Origin of the sequence: Halodurantibacterium daqingense (genome assembly GCF_042666235.1) — a bacterium.
GTDB lineage: Bacteria > Pseudomonadota > Alphaproteobacteria > Rhodobacterales > Rhodobacteraceae > Halodurantibacterium > Halodurantibacterium daqingensis.
This window is the reverse complement of sequence record NZ_JBHTFQ010000002.1, coordinates 272,502-291,800: the sequence shown is the minus strand read 5'-3', so window position 1 is coordinate 291,800 and position 19,299 is coordinate 272,502. Positions and strand designations below refer to the sequence as shown.

Below are 19,299 nucleotides of genomic sequence, written 5' to 3'. Positions count from 1 at the left end.
CGTCACGGGCCCTGACCGGAGCACTGCATGAGCCTGCCCCTCAACCCAGACATGGCCCGCACCTTCCCGCCGCCGGTGATGGAGGCGCGGCGCTGGTTGTCCGAGGTGCAGTTCACGCCCGACCGCCCGCTGATCAACGTGAGCCAGGCGGCGCCCGTCGATCCGCCGCCCCTGCCCCTGCGCCAGGCCCTGGCCGAGGCGGCGCTGAACGATCCTTCGGTGCATCTTTACGGCCCGGTCCTAGGCTTGCCGGACCTGCGCGCCGAAGTGGCGCAGCAATGGTCGGCGGCCTATGGCGGGCAGATTGCTTCCGAACAGGTGGCAATCACCTCGGGCTGCAATCAGGCCTTTGTGGCGGTGATGGCGACGCTTGCGCGCGCCGGCGACGAGGTGATCCTGCCGACGCCGTGGTATTTCAACCACAAGATGTGGCTGGACATGCAGGGCGTTTCTGCCCTGCCGCTGCCGACCGGCGCCACGCTTCTGCCCGATCCGGATCAGGCGGCGGCGATGATCACGCCGCGCACCCGCGCGATCGTTCTGGTCAGCCCCAACAATCCCGGCGGCGTCGAATATCCCGCGTCGCTGCTGCGCGCCTTCTTCGATCTGGCGCAGGCGCGCGGGATCGCACTGATCGTCGATGAAACCTACCGCGACTTTGACAGCCGCAGCGGCGCTCCGCATGATCTTTTCGCCGATCCGGACTGGGCCGGCACGCTGGTCCATCTGTATTCCTTCTCCAAGGCCTATCGCCTGACGGGGCACCGGGTGGGGGCGGTCGTGGCCGCTGCGGCGCAGCTTGCCGAGGTGGAGAAGTTTCTGGATACCGTCGCCATCTGCCCCAACCAGCTTGGGCAGCAGGGCGCCTTGTGGGGCATGCGCAACCTCGGGCAGTGGGTGGCGGGCGAACGCGCCGAGATCCTCGACCGGCGCGCCGCGATCACCGAGGGCTTTCCCCGGCTTGACGGCTGGCGGCTTCTGGGTTGCGGCGCCTATTTTGCCTATGTGGAACATCCCTTCGCGGAAAGCGCGGATGCGCTGGCCCGCCGGATGGTGCGCGAGGCGGCCGTGCTGATGCTGCCCGGCACGATGTTCACGCCCACAGGTGATGCCGCGGGACAGCGGCAGTTGCGTGTCGCCTTCGCCAATATCGACCGGGCAGGCATTGCGCAGCTTTTCGACCGGCTTGCCGCGCTGAAGGGCTGATCCCCCGATCCGGCTTGCCCCCCTGCCCGCAAGCCCTTACACAACTGCGAAATCGGACGACCGAAGGAAGGCGAGGACCATGGCCAAGGGCGCAAGACGCAAAGGTGCGAACATCTTTGTCTGGATCATCCTGATCCTGCTCATTGTCGGCCTTGCCGGCTTCGGCACCGGCGGCCTGGGCGGCCAGACCCGCAACATCGGGTCGGTGGGCGACCGCGATATCAGCGTGAACGAATATGCCCGCGCCCTTCAGCAGGAAATCCGCGCCTTCGAGGCCCAGGTCGGGCAGGCCGTCGGCTTTCAGCAGGCACTGGCGCTTGGGGTGGACCGGGGGGTGCGCGAACGTCTGGTGACGCTTGCCGCGCTGGACAACGAAACCGGCCGGCTTGGAATTTCCGTGGGCGACGGCGCGGTGCGCGACGAACTGCTGGGCACGCCGGCCTTCCGGGGGCTTGACGGCGGGTTCGATCGCTCGGCCTATCGTTTTGCGTTGCAACAGGCGGGGCTGAGCGAAACCGAGTTCGAGGAACAGATCCGCCGCGACATCGCCCGCGACATCCTGCAGGGCGCCGTGCTGGGGTCGGTCAGCGCGCCCGAGGCCTATACCGCCCTTCTGATGGATTACATCACGGAACGGCGCAGCCTCGTGCATCTGCGCCTTGCGCCCGGCGATCTGGAGGCAGATGTGCCGCAGCCCGACGATGCGGCGCTTGCCAGCTATTACGAGGCAAACGCCAGCGCCTATACCCGGCCGGAAACGCGGCAGATCACCTATGCGCTGCTGACGCCGGAAATGATGCTCGACCGGGTCGAGGTGGACGAAGCGATGCTGCGCACCGCCTATGAGCAGCGCCTGTCGGAATTCGTGCAGCCCGAGCGCCGCCTTGTCGAACGGCTGGTCTTCGGCACCGAGGAAGAGGCCGCCGAAGCCATGAGCCGCCTTGCCGCCGACGAAGAGCAGTTCGACGCGATCGTCGAGGAACGCGGTCTCGCGCTTCTGGATATCGACATGGGCGATGTGACCGAGGCCGAGCTTGGCGCCGCCGGCGCCGAGGTTTTCGCGCTTGACGGCCCGGGCGTGGCTGGCCCGCTGCCGTCCGAGTTCGGCCCGGCGATCTACCGGGTGAACGCGATCTTGTCCGCGCAGGAAATCACCTTCGAGGAGGCGCAGGAAATCCTGCGCGACGAGCTGGCGCTTGACGCTGCCCGCCGCGCCATCACCGCGCTGGTCGAGGATGCCGACGACCTTCTTGCCGGCGGCGCCACCCTGGAAGAGCTTGCCGAGGAAACCGGGATGGAGCTGGGCCAGATCGCGATGACCGCCGAGACGACCGAGGGTATCGCCGGCTACGGCACCGTGCGCGAGGCCGCGCGCGACATGCAGCCCGGCGATTTCCCCGAAGTGCTCGTGCTGGAAGATGGCGGTATCGCGGCGCTGCGCATTGACGAGCTTGCCCCGGCCACCCAGCCGCCCCTGGACGAGGTGCGCGACCAGGTTGTCGCCGGATGGCAACGCCAGGAAACGCTGCGGCTTCTGGCCGAGCAGGCCGAGACGATGCGCGCGGCCGTTGCCGAAGGTGCAACGCTGCAATCCTTCGGCTATCCGGTGCAGATCATCGAATCCGCCAGCCGCGACGGCTTTATCGAAGGTTTCCCGCGGTCGCTTCTCGATGATGTCTTCACGATGGAGCCGGGCGAGACGCGGGTCCTTGCAAGCGACGAGGCGGTGCATCTGGTACGGCTTGAACGGGTGCAGCAGGCGGTGCTGGCCCAGGCGGAACTGAACGGCCTGCGCAATGCCGTGGTGACCGAGCTGTCGCAGGGCATGGCGCGGGATGTCTTCGACCTTTTCGCCAGCGCGCTGATCTCCGAGGCAGGGATCCGCCTCAACGAAACGGCGATCAACGCCGTCCACGCGCAGTTCCGCTGAGATGCGCATGACGCCGGATTTCGACACATTCGCCGCAGGCTGGGCCGAGGGCCGTAACCAGCTTGTCTATACGCGTCTGGCAGCGGATCTCGATACGCCCGTCTCGCTGATGCTCAAGCTGGCCGAGGCGCGCAAGGACACGTTCATGCTGGAAAGCGTGACCGGGGGCGAGGTGCGCGGCCGCTATTCCGTGGTGGGCATGAAGCCCGATCTCATCTGGGAATGCCATGGCACCCAAAGCCGCATCAACCGGCAGGCCCGCTTTGACGAGGATGCGTTCGAACCGCTTGACGGCCATCCGCTGGAAACCCTGCGGGCGCTGATCGCCGAAAGCCGGATCGACATGCCCGACGATCTGCCGGCGATTGCGGCGGGCCTGTTCGGCTATCTCGGCTATGACATGATCCGGCTGGTGGAGCATCTGCCGGATGTGAACCCCGACCCGCTGGGCCTGCCCGACGCGCGGCTGATGCGGCCCTCGGTGGTCGCGGTGCTTGATGGCGTGAAGGGCGAGGTCACGGTGGTTGCGCCGGCCTGGGTGGCCTCGGGGCTGTCGGCGCGGGCAGCCTATGCCCAGGCGGCCGAACGCGTGGCCGATGCCTTGCGCGACCTGGACCGGGCGGTGCCGGGCGAAACCCGCACCCTGGGCGAGACGCGCCCCGTATCGGCGCCGGTGTCGAACTTCACAAAGGACGCCTACAAGGCGGCGGTCGAAAAGGCGAAGGAATACATCCGCGCCGGTGACATCTTCCAGGTGGTTCCCGCGCAGCGCTGGACGCAGGATTTTCCCCATCCGCCCTTCGCGCTTTATCGCAGCCTGCGGCGCACCAACCCGTCGCCCTTCCTGTTCTTCTTCAACTTCGGCGCCTTCCAGATCATCGGGGCCAGCCCCGAGATCCTGGTGCGGCTGCGCGACGGCGAGGTGACGATCCGTCCGATCGCCGGCACCCGCCCCCGCGGCGCCACCCCCGAGGAAGACCGCGCGCTGGAGGCCGACCTGCTGTCGGACAAGAAGGAACTGGCCGAGCATCTGATGCTGCTCGACCTTGGCCGCAATGACGTGGGCCGTGTCGCCCGGATCGGCACGGTGCATCCCACCGAGAAGTTCATCATCGAACGCTACAGCCATGTGATGCACATCGTGTCGAACGTGGTCGGCGAACTGGCCGAGGGCGAGGATGCGCTGTCGGCACTGCTGGCGGGCCTTCCGGCCGGGACGGTCTCGGGCGCGCCCAAGGTGCGTGCGATGCAGATCATCGACGAGCTGGAGCCGGAGAAGCGCGGTGTCTATGGGGGCGCCGTCGGCTATTTCGCAGCGAATGGCGAGATGGACATGTGCATCGCGCTGCGCACCGCCGTCCTCAAGGACGAAAAGCTTTATGTGCAGGCCGGCGGCGGCGTTGTCTATGACAGCGACCCCGAGGCCGAGTGGCAGGAGACGGTCAACAAGTCGCGCGCCCTGATGCGCGCGGCCGAGGATGCAGGCCTCTTCGTGCGCAATGGCAATCGGTGAGCGTCCGGCGGTGACGCGGTCAGGCAGATGCCGGAGCTGATCCGCCCTGCCCGGCCCGCCGATGCCGAAGGTATCGCCCGGACCCATTCACGCAGCCGCGCGGAAACCTACTCCGGCCTGTTGCCCGAGGAGCGGATCCACGAGGCCGACAATCTCGCTCACTTCTGGCACGGCATCCTGAGCGGACCGCGCCCGCCTTTCGTCGCCGTGGCCCAAATGCCCGGGCAGGGCGGACGGATTTGCGGCTTCGTCTCCACCCGCGCTCAGGACGATCCCGAACTGGCGCAGCTTGGCTTTCGCGGCGAGATTTCGGCGCTGTATCTGGAGCGCGCAGCCCAGGGTCAGGGACTGGGCCGGAAGCTGTTCGAGGCGGCGCGCCGCGACCTGGCCGCCCGCTGTCCGGGCCCGGTATCGCTGTGGGTGCTGGCCGCGAATGCGCCCGCCCGTGCTTTCTACACGGCGATGGGCGGCAAGCCCATCCTCACCCGCAGCGATCCCGGGCAGCCCGCCCTTGCCGAATGGGTTTATGGCTGGGCCTGAGCCGTCCTGCCGCAAGCGGGCTGCAGTACGTCATACTGTCCAGAGCGCCCCCCTGGCGCAGCGCCCGTTCGGCATGCAGGGGGCAGCAGGCCGGAACAGGGCAGGCGCTCTGCCTCCGCAGCTGCCGGCAGGCCGGCACGGTTGCCCGGCCCCGCGCGCACGGCCGGCTCCCGCGCCCGGGCGGGGCCGGCCTCTGCTGGTGCCCTGGACTGCGCTGCACGGGCTCTCCGTCAGGATCGCGTCGCCCGACGGCGTCGTGACAAGGGGTGTCCTGTGGCACGTGCCGCTTCGACAAGGGCCGCATCATGGTCCGCTGGCGCGATCGCCGTGGCGGTAACGGTCGGCTTGCGGATCACTCCGCCGTGCATGGGCTTGTTCAGCCCGCCACGAGAGCTTCGGCAACCGCCCCTCCTGCCACGAACCGGGAGTGCGGCGGATCCTCGTGACAACCGGTCGCCCGACGCGTTCTGCCACCGCCACGCCCCCTTCCGGTGGGCAGGCCCCATGGCGGGACATGCACGAGCTCGCCCGAGGCCCGCATCAACAGCGAGAGCCCCGGGGTTGACGGGCGCATCCGGCCGCCATCCGGCGGTGAGACTGATCGCGCCGGCACCCGACAGGCTCTTGCCCGCGATGGTCCGGCTGCCGCGTCACTCCGGGCGCGTGGCGCGCAGACGAAGCACCGCCGAGACGGGGGCAAGCGCCACGCTCTCGGCCCGCCCTCCGGAACGGACCCAATCGGCAAGCGCGGCAAGCGTCGGCGCAGTCGCCTCGCCCAGCACCACCATCGCGCCGTCCTGCGCGGCACGGAACGCCGCCCTGTCAAGGCTGCGGCGCAGCCCCTCGGCGCCGCTGGCGTCCGGCACCAGCAACCGCAGTTCCACCGGCGCACCCTCGGCCTCGGGATCAGCCGAGACGGTGCCAAAGCCGGCCGGATCGCGGTTCAGTCGCAGGCTTTGCGCGCCGCTTTGCCGCGGCAGATCCAGAAGCCCGATCGCCCCGGAGGCATCAAGAAGCTCGGCATCACCGGGACCCAGCACCATCACCTCGATCCCGCTTGCGCGATAGGCGCTGATGCGCGCGGGCAGATCCGCCTGCCCCGGATCGACGGCAACCGTCAGCGGCAGGCCGAGCGCGGTCAGAGCCACGCGATCCTCGGACCGCGCCCGACTGTCCAGCAGCACGATGGCGAAGAGCGGCCGGCCCGCCGCGCCTTCAAAAGGCGCCGCGTGACGCTCCAGCGGCGACAGGGCCGGCGCGTCCGGCGAGGGCGGTGTTGCCGCATCTTCCGGCAAGGGGGCAGCCGCCGCCATCGCTTCGGCGTCAGGCGCACCCGGCGCAGGATCTGCGGCCGGATCCGATGCCTGCTGGGCCGCATCCGGCACCATTATCGCGGGTTCATCCGTGGCTTCGGCCGGATCGGACGGCTCGGGCGTGGTCACGCTGACCACCGGCGGTGTCGGAGCAGCAACCGGGGCAAGCGGATCAGGCTGCGACAGATCCGGCGCCCGCTGCGGCGTCGCGGGTTGCGGCCGACCCGGCGCCGTATCCAGATCCCCGGATACCGGCGCCCGTGCGGGTTCCTCCTGGACCCGGGCAGGCGCCGCGTCATCATCCGTTCCGTCATCGGCAGCCATCCCGCCGCGCGCGGCCAGCGCGGCAAGGTCCGTCACGGCGCCCTCGGCAGCGGCAGGCGGCCTGTCCTCATCCCCGGCCGCAACCGTCACCATCCCGCCCTCGGCCAGTGCGGCGAGGTCAGGCGGCGGGTCGGCGGGGGGCAGCCCCCCGGCGCCCGGGACGGGCGGCGGTGCGGGGCGCGGCTCGGGCGGATCGGCGGGATGGGCGATCATCGGCGCGGGGGCCGTGACCTCGGCCATGCCGATGCGGCCGGTCACAAGCGGCGCTTCGGGGGCGGCGGCGGGCGGTGGCGGGGCGGGCAGGATGTCGGGGCCGGCCATCCGCGGCACCGGCGCCGGCAGCGGCAGCAGAAGCGACAGGGTCGCGAGCGCCGCGGCGGAAACCGCAAGCCCCGAGACCATCCCCAGAAGAAACCCCCTGCCCACTTTGCGCCTCCGCCGTTTTTTGGCCGCTTCTCGCCCTTGACCCCGGGCACCGGCTCTGACCATCTATAGCGCGACCCTTGGCGGGGTTCATCCCCCTTTGCAAGCCCCGCCCCTGACCCTTACGGACGGTGCCATGCTCCTTCTCATCGACAATTACGACAGCTTCACCTACAATCTGGTGCATTATCTGGGGGAATTGGGCGCCGATGTCGTGGTTCGGCGCAATGATGCGCTGGATGTGCAGGAAGCGATGGCGCTGCGCCCCGACGCCATCGTCCTCTCGCCGGGGCCCTGTGCCCCGGATCAGGCGGGGATCTGCCTGCCGCTGACCCATGCTGCGGCGGAAACCCGCACGCCGCTGCTGGGCGTCTGCCTTGGCCACCAGACCATCGGACAGGCCTTCGGCGGCGATGTGGTGCGCTGCCACGAGATCGTGCATGGCAAGATGGGCGTGATGCACCATCATGGGCAAGGGGTGTTCGCCGGCCTCCCCTCGCCGTTCGAGGCGACGCGCTACCACAGCCTTGTCGTGGATCGCACCAGCCTGCCCGACTGCCTGGAGGTGACCGCAGCGCTTGAGGATGGCACCATCATGGGGCTGCGCCACCGCGACCTGCCGATCGAGGGCGTGCAGTTCCACCCCGAGAGCATCGCCTCCGAACATGGCCACGCGCTTTTGCGCAACTTCCTGTCCAGCGCGAAGGTTCCGGCATGAGCGAGCGGCTCAAGCCCCTCATCGCCGCTGCCGCCGACCGGCCCCTGACCCGCGCCGAAGCCGAAACCGCCTTTGCCGCGCTGTTCGAGGGCGAGGCGACGCCGGCGCAGATCGGGGGCTTTCTGATGGCGCTGCGGACCCGCGGCGAAACCGTGGACGAATATGCCGCCGCAGCCGCGCAGATGCGCAGCCGCTGCCTGCCCGTGCAGGCACCCGAAGGCGCAATCGACATTGTGGGCACTGGCGGTGACGGCAAGGGCACGCTGAACATCTCGACCGCGACAGCCTTTGTCGTGGCGGGTGCGGGCGTGCCGGTCGCCAAGCATGGCAATCGCAATCTGTCCTCGAAATCGGGCGCGGCGGACGCGCTGACCGAACTGGGCATCAACGTGATGCAGGGAGCGGCTGTGGTAGAGCGCGCGCTGGCCGAGGCCGGGATCGGCTTCATGATGGCGCCCATGCACCACCCGGCGATGCGCCATGTGATGCCCGCGCGGGCCGAGCTGGGCACAAGGACGATCTTCAACATCCTCGGGCCGCTCACCAATCCCGCCGGCGTCAGGCGTCAACTGACCGGCGCCTTTTCGGCCGCCCTTCTGCAGCCCATGGCCGAGACGCTGCGGACGCTCGGCTCTGACCGCGCCTGGCTGGTGCATGGCGGCGATGGCACCGACGAATTGTCGATCGCGGCAGAAAGCCAGGTTGTCGCGCTTGAGGATGGCGACATCCGCACGTTCACCCTGCATCCGGAAGAGGCTGGCCTGCCCCTGCACCCGTTCGAGGATCTGCTGGGCGGAAACCCCGCAGAGAACGCCCGAGCCTTGCGGGCGCTGCTGGCGGGAACCCAGGGCGCCTATCGCGATGCGGTGCTGCTGAATGCCGCCGCGGCGCTTGTGGTCGCCGGGCGCGCCGCATCGCTGGGCGATGGCGTTGCCATTGCACGGGAAAGCATCGACTCGGGTGCCGCAGGCGCCAAGGTCGCGGCACTTGCCGCATTGACATCGGAAGGACAGCCGCGATGAGCAGCATTCTCGACAAGATCAAGGCCTACAAGCTGGAGGAGATCGCCGCTGCCAAGGCAGCCCGCCCGCTGGCCGAGCTTGAGGCCGCCGCACGCGAAGCCACCGCCCCACGCGGATTTGCCAAGGCGCTGGTCGCCGCGGCGCGCAAGGGTTACGGGCTGATCGCCGAAATCAAGAAAGCCAGCCCCTCCAGGGGCCTGATCCGGGCCGATTTCGATCCCGCCGCCCTGGCGCGTGCCTATGAGGAGGGCGGCGCCGCCTGTCTCTCGGTGCTGACCGACGGCCCCTCGTTCCAGGGCGCGCCCGAATATCTGACCGCCGCCCGCGAGGCGACGCGCCTGCCGGCGCTGCGCAAGGATTTTCTCTATGATCCCTATCAGGTGGTCGAGGCCCGTGCCTGGGGCGCCGATTGCATCCTGATCATCATGGCCAGCGTTTCGGACAGCCAGGCGGCAGAGCTGGAAGCCGCCGCCGAAGCCTGGGAAATGGACGTGCTGATCGAGGTGCATGACCAGCCCGAACTGGAACGGGCAACCAAGCTCCGTTCATCCCTGATCGGGATAAACAACCGTGATCTCAATACGTTCGAGGTCACACTTGAAACATCGCGCAAGCTGGCACGGCGCGTGCCGGAAGGCCGCACGATCATCTCGGAGAGTGGCCTTGCAACACCCGAAGATCTTGCCGATCTGGCCCGCTATGGCGCGCGCTGCTTCCTGATCGGCGAAAGCCTGATGCGCCAGCCGGATGTGGCCGATGCCACCCGGCGCCTCTTGGCCAATCCCCTGACCGCGGGCCCGCTGTGATGAGCAGCCCCCTGACCCATTTCGACGCGGAAGGCCACGCGCATATGGTCGATGTCTCGGACAAGGCCGTGACCTCGCGCACGGCCATTGCCAGCGGCGCCGTGATCATGCAGCCGGAAACGCTGGCCCTCATCACCGAGGGTCGCGCAAAGAAGGGCGACGTTCTGGGCGTGGCCCGTCTGGCGGGGATCATGGGCGCGAAGAAATGCGCCGATCTGATCCCGCTCTGCCATCCGCTGCCGATCACCAAGGTCGCGGTGGAGCTTGCCCCCGACCCCGGCCTGCCCGGCATCCGGATCGAGGCGACCGTCCGCACCACCGGGCAGACCGGCGTCGAGATGGAGGCCCTGACCGCCGTCAGCACCGCCGCGCTGACCGTCTATGACATGGTGAAGGCCGTCGAGAAGGGGATGATCATCACCGATATCCGCCTTGAAATGAAAGAGGGCGGCAAATCGGGCCGTTACACCGCGGAATGATCTCGGTCGACGAGGCGCTTGCGCAGATCTTTGCACTGCTTGCGCCGCTTGGCGCGGAAACCGTGCCGCTGGCGCAGGCGGCCGGCCGGGTTCTGGCCCATCCGGTGCGGGCCGCCCGCGCCCAGCCGCCCTTCCCGGCGGCCTCGATGGATGGCTATGCCCTTGCGGGCGATCCGCGTCCCGGAGCGGTGTTTCACATCGTGGGCGAAGCGGCGGCAGGCCGTGCCTTCGGGGGCAGCCTTGCCCCCGGCACCGCGGTGCGGATCCTGACCGGCGCCCCGGTGCCCGAAGGCGCCACCCGCGTCGTCATGCAGGAAGATGTGCATCTTCAGGGAGACCGCATCGTTCTGGCCGCCCGGCTGGATGGCAGGACCCATATTCGCCCCGCCGGGGTCGATTTCGGGATCGGCGCTGAAGTTGCGGCCCCCCGCCGGCTGCGTCCGGCCGATCTTGCGCTCCTGGCCGCGATGAACATCGCCGAGGTTTCGGTGACCCGCCGTCCCGATGTGGCGCTGATCGCGACCGGGGATGAGCTTGTCATGCCGGGCGAGATCCCGCGGGACGACCAGATCATCGCCTCGAACATCTTTGCGCTGCGGGCGATGATCGAGGCCGAGGGCGGCCGGGCGCGGGTTCTGCCGATCGCCCGCGATACCGCGCCCGCCTTGCGGATGGCCTTCGATCTGGCCGAAGGGGCGGATCTGATCGTCACGATCGGCGGCGCCTCGGTCGGGGATCACGACCTGGTGGCGCGGATCGGCGAGGAGCTTGGCCTCAGACGCGCCTTCTACAAGATCGCCATGCGGCCGGGCAAGCCGCTGATCGCCGGCACGCTGAACGGGGTGCCGATGCTGGGCCTGCCCGGGAATCCGATTTCCGCGATCGTCTGCGGGCATCTGTTCCTGCTGCCGGCGCTGCGCGCGCTTCTGGGGCTTGGGTGTCATCCTGCCGCCATGCAGACAGGGCGCCTTGCCGGCCCGGTTGGCCCGAACGGACAGCGCGCCCATTACATGCGCGCGCGCCTGACCGACGCGGGGATCGCGCCGATGGATCAACAGGATTCCTCGCTCCTGTCCGTTTTTGCGCAGGCCGACGCGCTGCTGCTGCGCCCCGCTGGCGATGGGGCACGGGCGCCCGGCGAACTGGTCGAATACCTGCCGATCTGAGCGGAAGTGCTTGACCCGAAACGGGAACGTCTGTAGAACATTCCCAACAGGCACGGAGGACGACATGCTGACCCGCAAGCAATCGGAATTGCTGGAGTTCATCCACAAGCGGGTTCAGACGGACGGCGTCCCCCCCTCGTTCGACGAGATGAAGGAGGCGCTGGCACTGCGGTCGAAATCCGGCATTCACCGGCTGATCACGGCGCTTGAGGAACGCGGCTTCATCCGCCGCCTCGCCCACAGGGCCCGTGCGATCGAGATCGTCAAGCTGCCCGAGGCCATGGGGAAAGGGGCAGCATTTTCGCCCCGCGTGATCGAGGGGGACCGCCCGGATCGCCCGCACAACGCGCTGTCCGTGGATGCCGTCCATGCGCTTGAACTTCCGGTGATGGGGCGCATTGCCGCCGGCACACCGATCGAGGCGATATCGGAGGTCTCGCATCATGTCGCGGTGCCGGGATCGATGCTTGCAGGGCGTGGTCAGCATTATGCCCTTGAGGTGCGCGGTGATTCCATGATCGAGGCCGGGATCAACGATGGCGATATCGTCGTGATCCGCGAACAGACGACCGCAGATAACGGCGATATCGTCGTCGCATTGATCGAGGGCCAGGAGGCCACACTCAAGCGGTTCCGCCGCAAGGGCAGCATGATCGCACTCGAAGCCGCCAATCCTGCCTATGAAACCCGCATGCTTCCCGAGTCGCAGGTGCGGGTTCAGGGGCGGCTTGTCGGACTCATCCGCAACTACTGACCGCGCCGCAGGGTTGGCAGGGACGTGTATGTCCGCAGGGCTTCAGCCCCGCGGCGTGGGCAGGGCTCGCGATCACGCATATCTGCTGGACGGGCGAATGGTGCGCCTCTCGGTCCGTGGAGCCGGTCCGCTGCCGGAATACGGAACCGTTGCCCTTGCGCGTCCAACCGAGAACCCCGCGATCGCGGCCGAGGACGAAAGTCGGTCTTGCGGGGCCAGTCCGTGGGTCCGGGATCCGCGCCTGTCAGCAGGATCCCCGCGCGGTCCTGTCCGCTCATGGCCGGGAAACAGGCAGATCTGCCAGCCGCGCGCGCCAGGGCGCAGCGCTCGCCGCAGGAGCGATCAGGGCAACGTCGGAGCCGCCGCGCAAGATCCCGCAACGAACCGCGGCGACTGGGGTATTCAGCCGCGGCGGCACAGGCGCATTCCCTTTGGCGCGAGGCGCAGGGCCGCGACCGAAATGCCGCAAAGCCGGTCGGTGACACTCGGCCAGGGCGTCGGAGGCTGCTTCCCCAGGTAACGCAAGACCTCGGCGGCGACTGGCGCATCGGCCCTGAGCCTTCGGCCCCGGCGCAAGCCAGCAGCGCTTGTGCAGCGCAGGTGCCATCTGCTGTTCCAGCTGCCGTTCATCTGCCAGCGGTCTGCAGCATGGCGCAGCTGCCCGGGCAGCAGCCGGGCGCTGTTCCACCCGGTCGCCCCGCGCCCGGTCGCCGCATCACCCGGACCCGGAGGACGCGGCCAGATGCAGCACGTCCGGACCCGCTGCGTCAGGCGGGGGCGCGGGAGGGCGGTAGCGGCCGTCCGACCAGAGCCGCTGCCCTGCCGCCGCGCGTGCGCTGCGCATCCGCAGCCCCTCGGGGCCCTGAGAAAGGGCAAGCGTGCCCGTCCGTTCAAGAACCCGCGCGTCGACCATCCAGCAGTTCCCGTCTCCATGCGGCCAGGCCGCCGACAGGATCACCAGACGCCCTGGCCGGCATGCCTCGGCGGCCCGGTCTGCCGCGCCCCGGCCCGTCAGGTGGTAAACCTCCCATCCTGCCAGGGTGATCTGGCCGGGCCAGCGGGCATGGGCAGCTTCTGGCGTGGCAAGGTCGCCGTCCCGCTCCAGCCAGCTTCGGGCGACGAAGCCATCCCCGCGCGGCTTTGACAGGGCGCGCCCCTCCGGCGTCATCACGCCGACGAGCCCGCCGCCGGGGGCGATCAGCAGGGCCGGACGCTCGGCCATCGGCCAAAGCAGAAGCGCCGCGCCCATGACGCCGACACCCCCCCAGCGCGCCCGTCCGGGCCAGAGGGCAAGCCAGAGCGCCCCGAGCGCCAGCAGTGGCAGAACCACATCCGGGGGCGCCGGCACGGCCCGCACCGCACCGTCTAGCCCTGCCACCCAGGCAGCGACGCCAAGGATCCAGCCCGTCCCCAGCTCCATTGCCGAAAGCGGCACCGCCGCAAGACCAAAGGGGGCAAGAAGTGCCGCAAGCACTGCGGCCGGGATGATGAGCGTCCCCATCAGGGGCACGCTCAGCAGATTGGCAAGCAGCCCGTAATCCGCCATCCGCCCGAAGTGAACCGCCGAAACCGGCGCTGTCGCCGCCCCCGCCACCGCCGACGCCAGAAGCAACGAGGCGACCGGAGCCAGGCCCCGCGGCAGGCGGCGCATCGGCCCCGCCAGCCGCGAAAACACCGCAACCAGCGCCACCGTGGCCGCAAAGGACATCTGGAACCCTGCCCCCAGCAGCGCTTCGGGACGCAGGACAAGGATGATCATCGCCGCCAATGCGACCGAGCGCAGCGAGATCGCCCGCCGGTCGCAGAGCACGGCAAGCAGCATCACCGCCACCATGACAAAGGCGCGTTCGGTGGCGACATTGCCGCCCGACAGAGCCAGGTAGAAGCCGCCCGCAGCCAGCGCACAGGCCGCGGCCAGCTTCTTGGCGTTCAGGCGCAGCGCCAGCGGCGGGATCAGCGCGAAGCCATAGCGCAGCATGGCGAAGACGAAACCGGTGAGCAGCCCCATGTGCAGCCCCGATATTGCGAGGAGATGCGCGAGGTTCGATCCGCGCAGATCGTCCAGAACCTTGCGCGAGACGCCCGATCGGTCTCCGGTCAGGATCGCGGCGGCGAATGCGCCAGCATCACCGGGAACCAGCGCCTGCACCGCCGCGCTGATCCGCATCCGCAGCGCAAAGACCCTCAGCCCCCCCGGTTCCGCCGGCGCAAGCACCAGAGCCGGGCTGCGCGTATAGCCCACTCCGCCAAGCCGGTCGAACCAGGCGAGACGCTGGAAATCGAAGCCTCCCGGCTCGGCAGGCGGTTCGGGTGGCGAAAGGTGGCCGGTCAGCATGATCGTCATGCCCGGCAGAGGATCGAGATGCTGCTGATCGCCATGCAGGGCCACGCGCACGCGCGCCGGAGTCCGATCCGGCGGCAGGTTTTCAAGCACCACCCGATCCAGCGTCAGGCGCGGCTGGTCGGAAAGCGAGCGGTCGATGCCGACGATCCGCCCCTCGATCGCGCCGTAATAGCGCCAGGCCAGCACCGGCGCTGCCACGTGATGCGCCCGCGCCGCCGCCCAGAGCGCGCCACAGCAGGCCAGCAGGACGACAACCGCAAGCGGCTGCCAGGCCTCGGGGCCGCGCAACCAATGCGCCAGCGCCACAAGCGCCAGCGTGCCGAGGCCGGCCAGCGCCGCAAGGCCTGGTTCCGCCGGAAGCGCGAAGTAACCGCCTATTCCCGCGGCAAAGGCGACCGGCACCCAGGGAAACAGGTTGCCGCGCGCCTCTGCCAGGGCCTGAAGCGGATGGCATGGCCACACTTGTGTCCCCTTTCACCATTCCCTAGACACGTGGCCACAAGCTTATCGCCACCATGGTTTCCGAAAGGTTAACGTCAAGATGACATCCGCCCCCGTCGTTACCCGTTTCGCACCCTCGCCCACGGGCTATCTGCATATCGGCGGGGCGCGGACGGCGTTGTTCAACTGGCTTTACGCGCGCGGGCGTGGCGGCAGGTTCCTGCTGCGGATCGAGGATACCGACCGCGAACGCTCGACCCCCGAGGCGACGGCCGCAATCCTGCGCGGGCTGGAATGGCTGGGCCTTGACTGGGACGGCGAGGCCATAAGCCAGTTCGAGCGGCGCGACCGTCATGCCGAAGTCGCGCAGGAGATGTTGGCGCGCGGCCATGCCTACAAGTGCTTTGCGACGCAGGAAGAGATCGAGGCGTTCCGCGACGCCGCCCGTGCCGAGGGCCGCTCGACCCTCTATCAAAGCCCCTGGCGCGATGCCGATCCCGCAAGCCATCCGGATGCGCCCTTTGTCATCCGGCTTCGGGCGCCCCGCAGCGGCGAGACGGTGATCGAGGACGCGGTTCAGGGCACGGTGCGGTTCCGCAACGACCAGCTTGATGATATGGTTTGTTTACGCTCGGATGGTACGCCCACCTACATGCTTGCCGTGGTCGTGGATGACCACGACATGGAGGTGACGCATGTGATCCGCGGCGACGACCATCTGAACAACGCCGCGCGGCAGGCGCTGGTCTATCAGGCAATGGGCTGGCCGGTGCCGGTATTCGCGCATATCCCGCTGATCCACGGCCCCGATGGCAAGAAGCTGTCAAAGCGCCACGGCGCGCTCGGGGTCGAGGAATACCAGGCCATGGGCTATCCTGCGGCGGGGATACGCAACTACCTGGCACGGTTGGGCTGGAGCCATGGCGACGACGAGTTCTTCACCGATGCGCAGGCCCGCGAGTGGTTCGATCTGGCGGGAATCGGGCGCGCGCCCGCACGGCTCGACTTCAAGAAGCTGGAGAATATCTGCGGCCAGCACATCGCCGCTGCCGACGATGCCGCGCTGCTGCATGAGCTCGAGGGTTTTCTGGCTGCCACCGGCGCTGCACCGCTGATGGACTGGCAACGCGACCGGCTGGCCCGCGGGATGTATTGCCTGAAAGAGCGCGCAAAGACCTTCCCGGAACTCCTTGAAAAGGCACGGTTTGCCCTGGCAGAACGCCCTCTGGAGCGGGAGGCAAGGGCCGAAGCCGCGCTTGATCCGGTATCCCGTGGTATACTGGGCGAATTGACGCCGCAGCTGCAAAGTGCTAGCTGGACGCGTGAGGCGCTGGAGGAGACAGTGGCAGGCGTTGCCGGGGCTCACGGGCTTGGGCTGGGCAAGCTGGCCGCCCCCTTGCGCGCCGCGCTGGCAGGGCGCACAGTGACGCCCAGCGTATTCGACATGATGCTGGTTCTCGGACGCGAGGAAACCGTCGCGCGTCTTGGGGAAGTGGCCGCCTGACCGTCAGGCAAGCAATTCACCCGGCGCGGGCAGTCCGCTCGGCCGGTTCGCAGGAGAGGAACCCAGATGGCAGCAACGACCAAGACCGCGACGCTCACTTTCAACGGAAAGACCATCGAGCTTCCGGTGCATTCGCCCACGGTGGGACCCGATGTCATCGACATCCGCAAGCTTTACGCCCAAGGCGACGTTTTCACCTATGATCCCGGCTTCACCTCGACTGCAGCCTGTGAGTCGGCCATCACCTATATCGACGGCGACGCGGGGGAACTTCTGCACCGCGGCTACCCGATCGAGCAACTGGCCGAAAAGTCGCACTTTCTCGAAGTCTGCTATCTGCTGCTGTACGGAGAGCTTCCGACCGCCGCGCAGATCGAGGATTTCGAGACCCGTGTGACCCGTCACACGATGGTGCATGAACAGATGCACAACTTCTTCCGCGGTTTCCGCCGCGATGCGCATCCGATGGCCACCATGGTGGGTGTGGTTGGCGCGATGTCGGCCTTCTACCACGACAGCACCGATATCAATGATCCCTGGCAGCGCGAGGTCGCCGCGATCCGCATGATCGCAAAGGTGCCCACGATCGCGGCCATGGCCTACAAGTATTCGATCGGCCAGCCGTTCATCTACCCGCGCAACGATCTCGATTATGCGTCGAACTTCCTGCGGATGTGCTTCGCCGTCCCTGCCGAGGAATATGAGGTAGATCCGATCCTCAGCCGCGCGATGGACCGGATCATGATGCTGCATGCCGATCATGAACAGAACGCCTCGACCTCGACGGTGCGTCTGGCCGGGTCATCCGGGGCAAACCCGTTCGCCTGTATCGCCGCGGGTATCGCCTGCCTCTGGGGGCCGGCGCATGGTGGTGCCAACCAGGCCTGCCTCGAAATGCTGCGCGAAATCGGCACCGTCGATCGCATCCCGGAATACATCAAACGCGCCAAGGACAAGGACGATCCGTTCCGCCTGATGGGCTTTGGCCACCGGGTCTACAAGAACTTCGACCCGCGGGCGAAGGTGATGAAGCAGTCGGCGGATGAGGTTCTGGCCCTCCTGGGCATCGAGAACAATCCGACCCTGCAGGTCGCCAAGGAACTGGAGCGGATCGCGCTTGAGGACGATTATTTCGTCTCGAAGAAGCTCTATCCCAACGTCGATTTCTATTCGGGTATCATCCTTGACGCGATGGGTTTCCCGACCTCGATGTTCACGCCGATCTTCGCGCTGTCGCGCACCGTCGGCTGGATTTCGCAGTGGAAGGAGATGATCGGCGATCAGGCCCAGAAGATCGGCCGCCCGCGCCAGCTTTACGTCGGCGAAACCCGCCGCGAATACATCGAGGTCGAGAACCGCTGAGCCAGACCAGCCCCAAGGGGGATCGGCTGACACGCCCTGCGCCTCAGGCCACCCCAGGCGGGTGGCCTTTGTCGTTCGAAACGCGGCACGCCCGGGATCGCCGCGCCACTGCCCGGAGCGTTGCAGGCGCGAGGGCACGGCGCCTCACCGCAGGGTCGCACGAGAATGAGCGGGAACGACGGCGCCGGTCGTTGCAGCCTTCGAACGGCCTTCCGCCCATCCTCCATCGCCGCGCCGGGTCATCAGCACGACAAGCGGGGCCCCGGGAAGAATTGACCGGCGACAGCCCGTGTCACGTGCTGCGCTCGAGGCGGCGCGCCGGATCCAGCAACGGGGCGTGCCGCATGGCGACCACCGGCGGCATCTGACCCGGGCATCCGGGGGCCGGGTGAGGCGGTGTCCCGGGATGTGTTCATCCGAACTGTGCGACGCCCCGCCCTTCGGCCGAAACCACAGCAAGGGACAGCATGTGGTCCTGACTGTCCCGGTGGATGCCCATGATATCGATCAGCGCGCGTGGGAGGTGCCGCCGTCAGGACCGAGGCCCGGCGGGGCTGGCGCTGCGACGGGTCCGAGAGCGCCTGTGCCCGGCCGGAACCCTGCCTTTGACGGATCGGCCCCGCCGCACCGTGCCGTGCATCCCGAGGTCAGCGCCCCTCGAACCGCGGGCTGCGTTTTTCGAGGAAGGCCATCACGCCTTCGCGGAAGTCGCGCGTCTGGCCGCAGCGCCCCTGCAACTCGGCCTCGAGCCGAAGCTGCGTTTCCAGATCATTGGCCGAACTTGCGTGAAGCGCCTGCTTGATCGCGCGAAAGGCGACAGTGGGTCCGGCCGCAAGTGCCGCCGCCCTGTCGCGCCAGTGGCCGGAAAAGCGCTCATCCGGCACCGCCTCCCAGATCATGCCCATCTCACTGGCCTGCCGTGCCGGGATGCGGTCCGCGAAAAGCGCTGCACCCATGGCCTTGGCAAGGCCGATCTGGCGCGGCAGGAACCAGGTTCCGCCCGCATCGGGGATCAGCCCGATCCGGGTGAAGGCCTGAATGAAAAAGGCCGACTCGGCCGCGATCACCACATCGGCTGCAAGCGCAAGATTGGCCCCTGCCCCCGCGGCCGTTCCATTCACGGCCGCAATCGTGGGCACGGCACAGTCATGAAGCGCCCGCAACATCGGCTCGTATTCGTCGCGCAGCACACGCTCCAGATCAAGCGCCGCGGCATTGCCGCCATCGCCCAGATCCTGCCCGGAGCAGAAGGCGCGGCCCGCACCGGTCAGGACGATGACACGCGCCTGCCGCTCTCCCTCGCGCAGGGCATGCAGAATCTCGGCGCGCATCTGGCTGTTCAGCGCGTTCATCACCTCGGGCCGGTTCAGCGTGATGATGCCGATGTCCTCGGACAGGTCCCAGGTGATCGTTTGATAGTCCATGGTCAGCCCCCTCGCCTTGTCCGCGCAAGA

General features: G+C 68.2%; 15 protein-coding genes. 12 read left to right on the top strand and 3 right to left on the bottom strand.

Annotated features, from left to right (window positions below):
* Positions 1-27 precede the first annotated feature (27 nt).
* The 4 genes from ACFQXB_RS04805 to ACFQXB_RS04790 all read left to right on the top strand — a co-directional run bounded on the left by ACFQXB_RS04805 (position 28) and on the right by ACFQXB_RS04790 (position 5,189).
* A complete protein-coding gene (locus ACFQXB_RS04805; RefSeq protein WP_377399939.1) occupies positions 28-1,206 on the top strand; it encodes an aminotransferase in 1,179 nt (392 codons plus the stop codon).
* A 79-nt stretch (positions 1,207-1,285) separates the two neighbouring features.
* Positions 1,286-3,136, top strand: a complete 1,851-nt coding sequence (locus ACFQXB_RS04800) for a peptidyl-prolyl cis-trans isomerase (protein ID WP_377399936.1) — start codon at positions 1,286-1,288, stop codon at positions 3,134-3,136.
* A 1-nt stretch (position 3,137) separates the two neighbouring features.
* Entirely contained in the window at positions 3,138-4,649 is a 1,512-nt protein-coding gene (gene trpE / locus ACFQXB_RS04795; protein ID WP_377399933.1) for an anthranilate synthase component I, read from the top strand.
* Between the two features lie 27 nt (positions 4,650-4,676).
* Positions 4,677-5,189, top strand: coding sequence for a GNAT family N-acetyltransferase (locus ACFQXB_RS04790; RefSeq protein ID WP_377399930.1), 513 nt, complete (start codon positions 4,677-4,679; stop codon positions 5,187-5,189).
* Between the two features lie 650 nt (positions 5,190-5,839).
* On the opposite strand, the gene ACFQXB_RS04785 is transcribed toward ACFQXB_RS04790, so the two are convergent.
* Positions 5,840-7,252: a hypothetical protein gene (locus ACFQXB_RS04785; RefSeq protein ID WP_377399927.1), complete on the bottom strand. Its 1,413-nt coding sequence runs from the start codon at positions 7,250-7,252 to the stop codon at positions 5,840-5,842.
* Positions 7,253-7,385: 133 nt separating this feature from the next.
* On the opposite strand from ACFQXB_RS04785, the gene ACFQXB_RS04780 reads away from it, so the two are divergent.
* From ACFQXB_RS04780 to lexA, 6 genes are all read left to right on the top strand, one after another.
* Entirely contained in the window at positions 7,386-7,967 is a 582-nt protein-coding gene (locus ACFQXB_RS04780) for an anthranilate synthase component II (protein WP_377399924.1), read from the top strand.
* Positions 7,964-8,989 carry an anthranilate phosphoribosyltransferase gene (gene trpD / locus ACFQXB_RS04775; RefSeq protein ID WP_377399921.1) on the top strand — a complete coding sequence of 342 codons (1,026 nt, stop codon included), beginning with the start codon at positions 7,964-7,966 and terminating at the stop codon, positions 8,987-8,989. Before ACFQXB_RS04780 ends, trpD begins: the two co-directional genes overlap by 4 nt.
* Entirely contained in the window at positions 8,986-9,795 is an 810-nt protein-coding gene (trpC, locus tag ACFQXB_RS04770) for an indole-3-glycerol phosphate synthase TrpC (RefSeq protein WP_377399918.1), read from the top strand. The genes trpD and trpC overlap by 4 nt, the downstream gene beginning before the upstream one ends.
* Positions 9,795-10,274, top strand: coding sequence for a cyclic pyranopterin monophosphate synthase MoaC (gene moaC, locus ACFQXB_RS04765; RefSeq protein ID WP_377399915.1), 480 nt, complete (start codon positions 9,795-9,797; stop codon positions 10,272-10,274). The genes trpC and moaC overlap by 1 nt, the downstream gene beginning before the upstream one ends.
* Positions 10,271-11,440 carry a molybdopterin molybdotransferase MoeA gene (locus ACFQXB_RS04760; RefSeq protein ID WP_377399911.1) on the top strand — a complete coding sequence of 390 codons (1,170 nt, stop codon included), beginning with the start codon at positions 10,271-10,273 and terminating at the stop codon, positions 11,438-11,440. The genes moaC and ACFQXB_RS04760 overlap by 4 nt, the downstream gene beginning before the upstream one ends.
* A 64-nt stretch (positions 11,441-11,504) precedes the next feature.
* Positions 11,505-12,194: a transcriptional repressor LexA gene (gene lexA, locus ACFQXB_RS04755; protein WP_377399908.1), complete on the top strand. Its 690-nt coding sequence runs from the start codon at positions 11,505-11,507 to the stop codon at positions 12,192-12,194.
* A gap of 715 nt (positions 12,195-12,909) precedes the next feature.
* Here the strand turns inward: lexA and ACFQXB_RS04750 are convergent.
* Positions 12,910-15,000, bottom strand: coding sequence for a ComEC/Rec2 family competence protein (locus ACFQXB_RS04750; protein WP_377399905.1), 2,091 nt, complete (start codon positions 14,998-15,000; stop codon positions 12,910-12,912).
* 79 nt (positions 15,001-15,079) lie between these two features.
* Between ACFQXB_RS04750 and gltX the strand changes: the two genes are divergently transcribed.
* Positions 15,080-16,483 carry a glutamate--tRNA ligase gene (gene gltX / locus ACFQXB_RS04745; RefSeq protein ID WP_377399902.1) on the top strand — a complete coding sequence of 468 codons (1,404 nt, stop codon included), beginning with the start codon at positions 15,080-15,082 and terminating at the stop codon, positions 16,481-16,483.
* A 66-nt stretch (positions 16,484-16,549) separates the two neighbouring features.
* Positions 16,550-17,845 carry a citrate synthase gene (gene gltA, locus ACFQXB_RS04740; protein WP_377399899.1) on the top strand — a complete coding sequence of 432 codons (1,296 nt, stop codon included), beginning with the start codon at positions 16,550-16,552 and terminating at the stop codon, positions 17,843-17,845.
* A gap of 647 nt (positions 17,846-18,492) precedes the next feature.
* On the opposite strand, the gene ACFQXB_RS04735 is transcribed toward gltA, so the two are convergent.
* Positions 18,493-19,269, bottom strand: coding sequence for an enoyl-CoA hydratase-related protein (locus ACFQXB_RS04735; RefSeq protein WP_377399896.1), 777 nt, complete (start codon positions 19,267-19,269; stop codon positions 18,493-18,495).
* Between the last annotated feature and the right edge of the window lie 30 nt (positions 19,270-19,299).

What these genes read in the sequence shown, in the direction of transcription:
- ACFQXB_RS04735 (WP_377399896.1), bottom strand. Translation starts at nt 19,269, where the DNA reads ATGGACTATCAAACGATCACCTGGGACCTGTCCGAGGACATCGGCATC.
- gltX (WP_377399902.1), top strand. Translation starts at nt 15,080, where the DNA reads ATGACATCCGCCCCCGTCGTTACCCGTTTCGCACCCTCGCCCACGGGC.
- ACFQXB_RS04760 (WP_377399911.1), top strand. Translation starts at nt 10,271, where the DNA reads ATGATCTCGGTCGACGAGGCGCTTGCGCAGATCTTTGCACTGCTTGCG.
- ACFQXB_RS04805 (WP_377399939.1), top strand. Translation starts at nt 28, where the DNA reads ATGAGCCTGCCCCTCAACCCAGACATGGCCCGCACCTTCCCGCCGCCG.
- trpE (WP_377399933.1), top strand. Translation starts at nt 3,138, where the DNA reads ATGCGCATGACGCCGGATTTCGACACATTCGCCGCAGGCTGGGCCGAG.
- trpC (WP_377399918.1), top strand. Translation starts at nt 8,986, where the DNA reads ATGAGCAGCATTCTCGACAAGATCAAGGCCTACAAGCTGGAGGAGATC.
- ACFQXB_RS04780 (WP_377399924.1), top strand. Translation starts at nt 7,386, where the DNA reads ATGCTCCTTCTCATCGACAATTACGACAGCTTCACCTACAATCTGGTG.
- ACFQXB_RS04800 (WP_377399936.1), top strand. Translation starts at nt 1,286, where the DNA reads ATGGCCAAGGGCGCAAGACGCAAAGGTGCGAACATCTTTGTCTGGATC.
- trpD (WP_377399921.1), top strand. Translation starts at nt 7,964, where the DNA reads ATGAGCGAGCGGCTCAAGCCCCTCATCGCCGCTGCCGCCGACCGGCCC.
- moaC (WP_377399915.1), top strand. Translation starts at nt 9,795, where the DNA reads ATGAGCAGCCCCCTGACCCATTTCGACGCGGAAGGCCACGCGCATATG.
- gltA (WP_377399899.1), top strand. Translation starts at nt 16,550, where the DNA reads ATGGCAGCAACGACCAAGACCGCGACGCTCACTTTCAACGGAAAGACC.
- lexA (WP_377399908.1), top strand. Translation starts at nt 11,505, where the DNA reads ATGCTGACCCGCAAGCAATCGGAATTGCTGGAGTTCATCCACAAGCGG.
- ACFQXB_RS04790 (WP_377399930.1), top strand. Translation starts at nt 4,677, where the DNA reads ATGCCGGAGCTGATCCGCCCTGCCCGGCCCGCCGATGCCGAAGGTATC.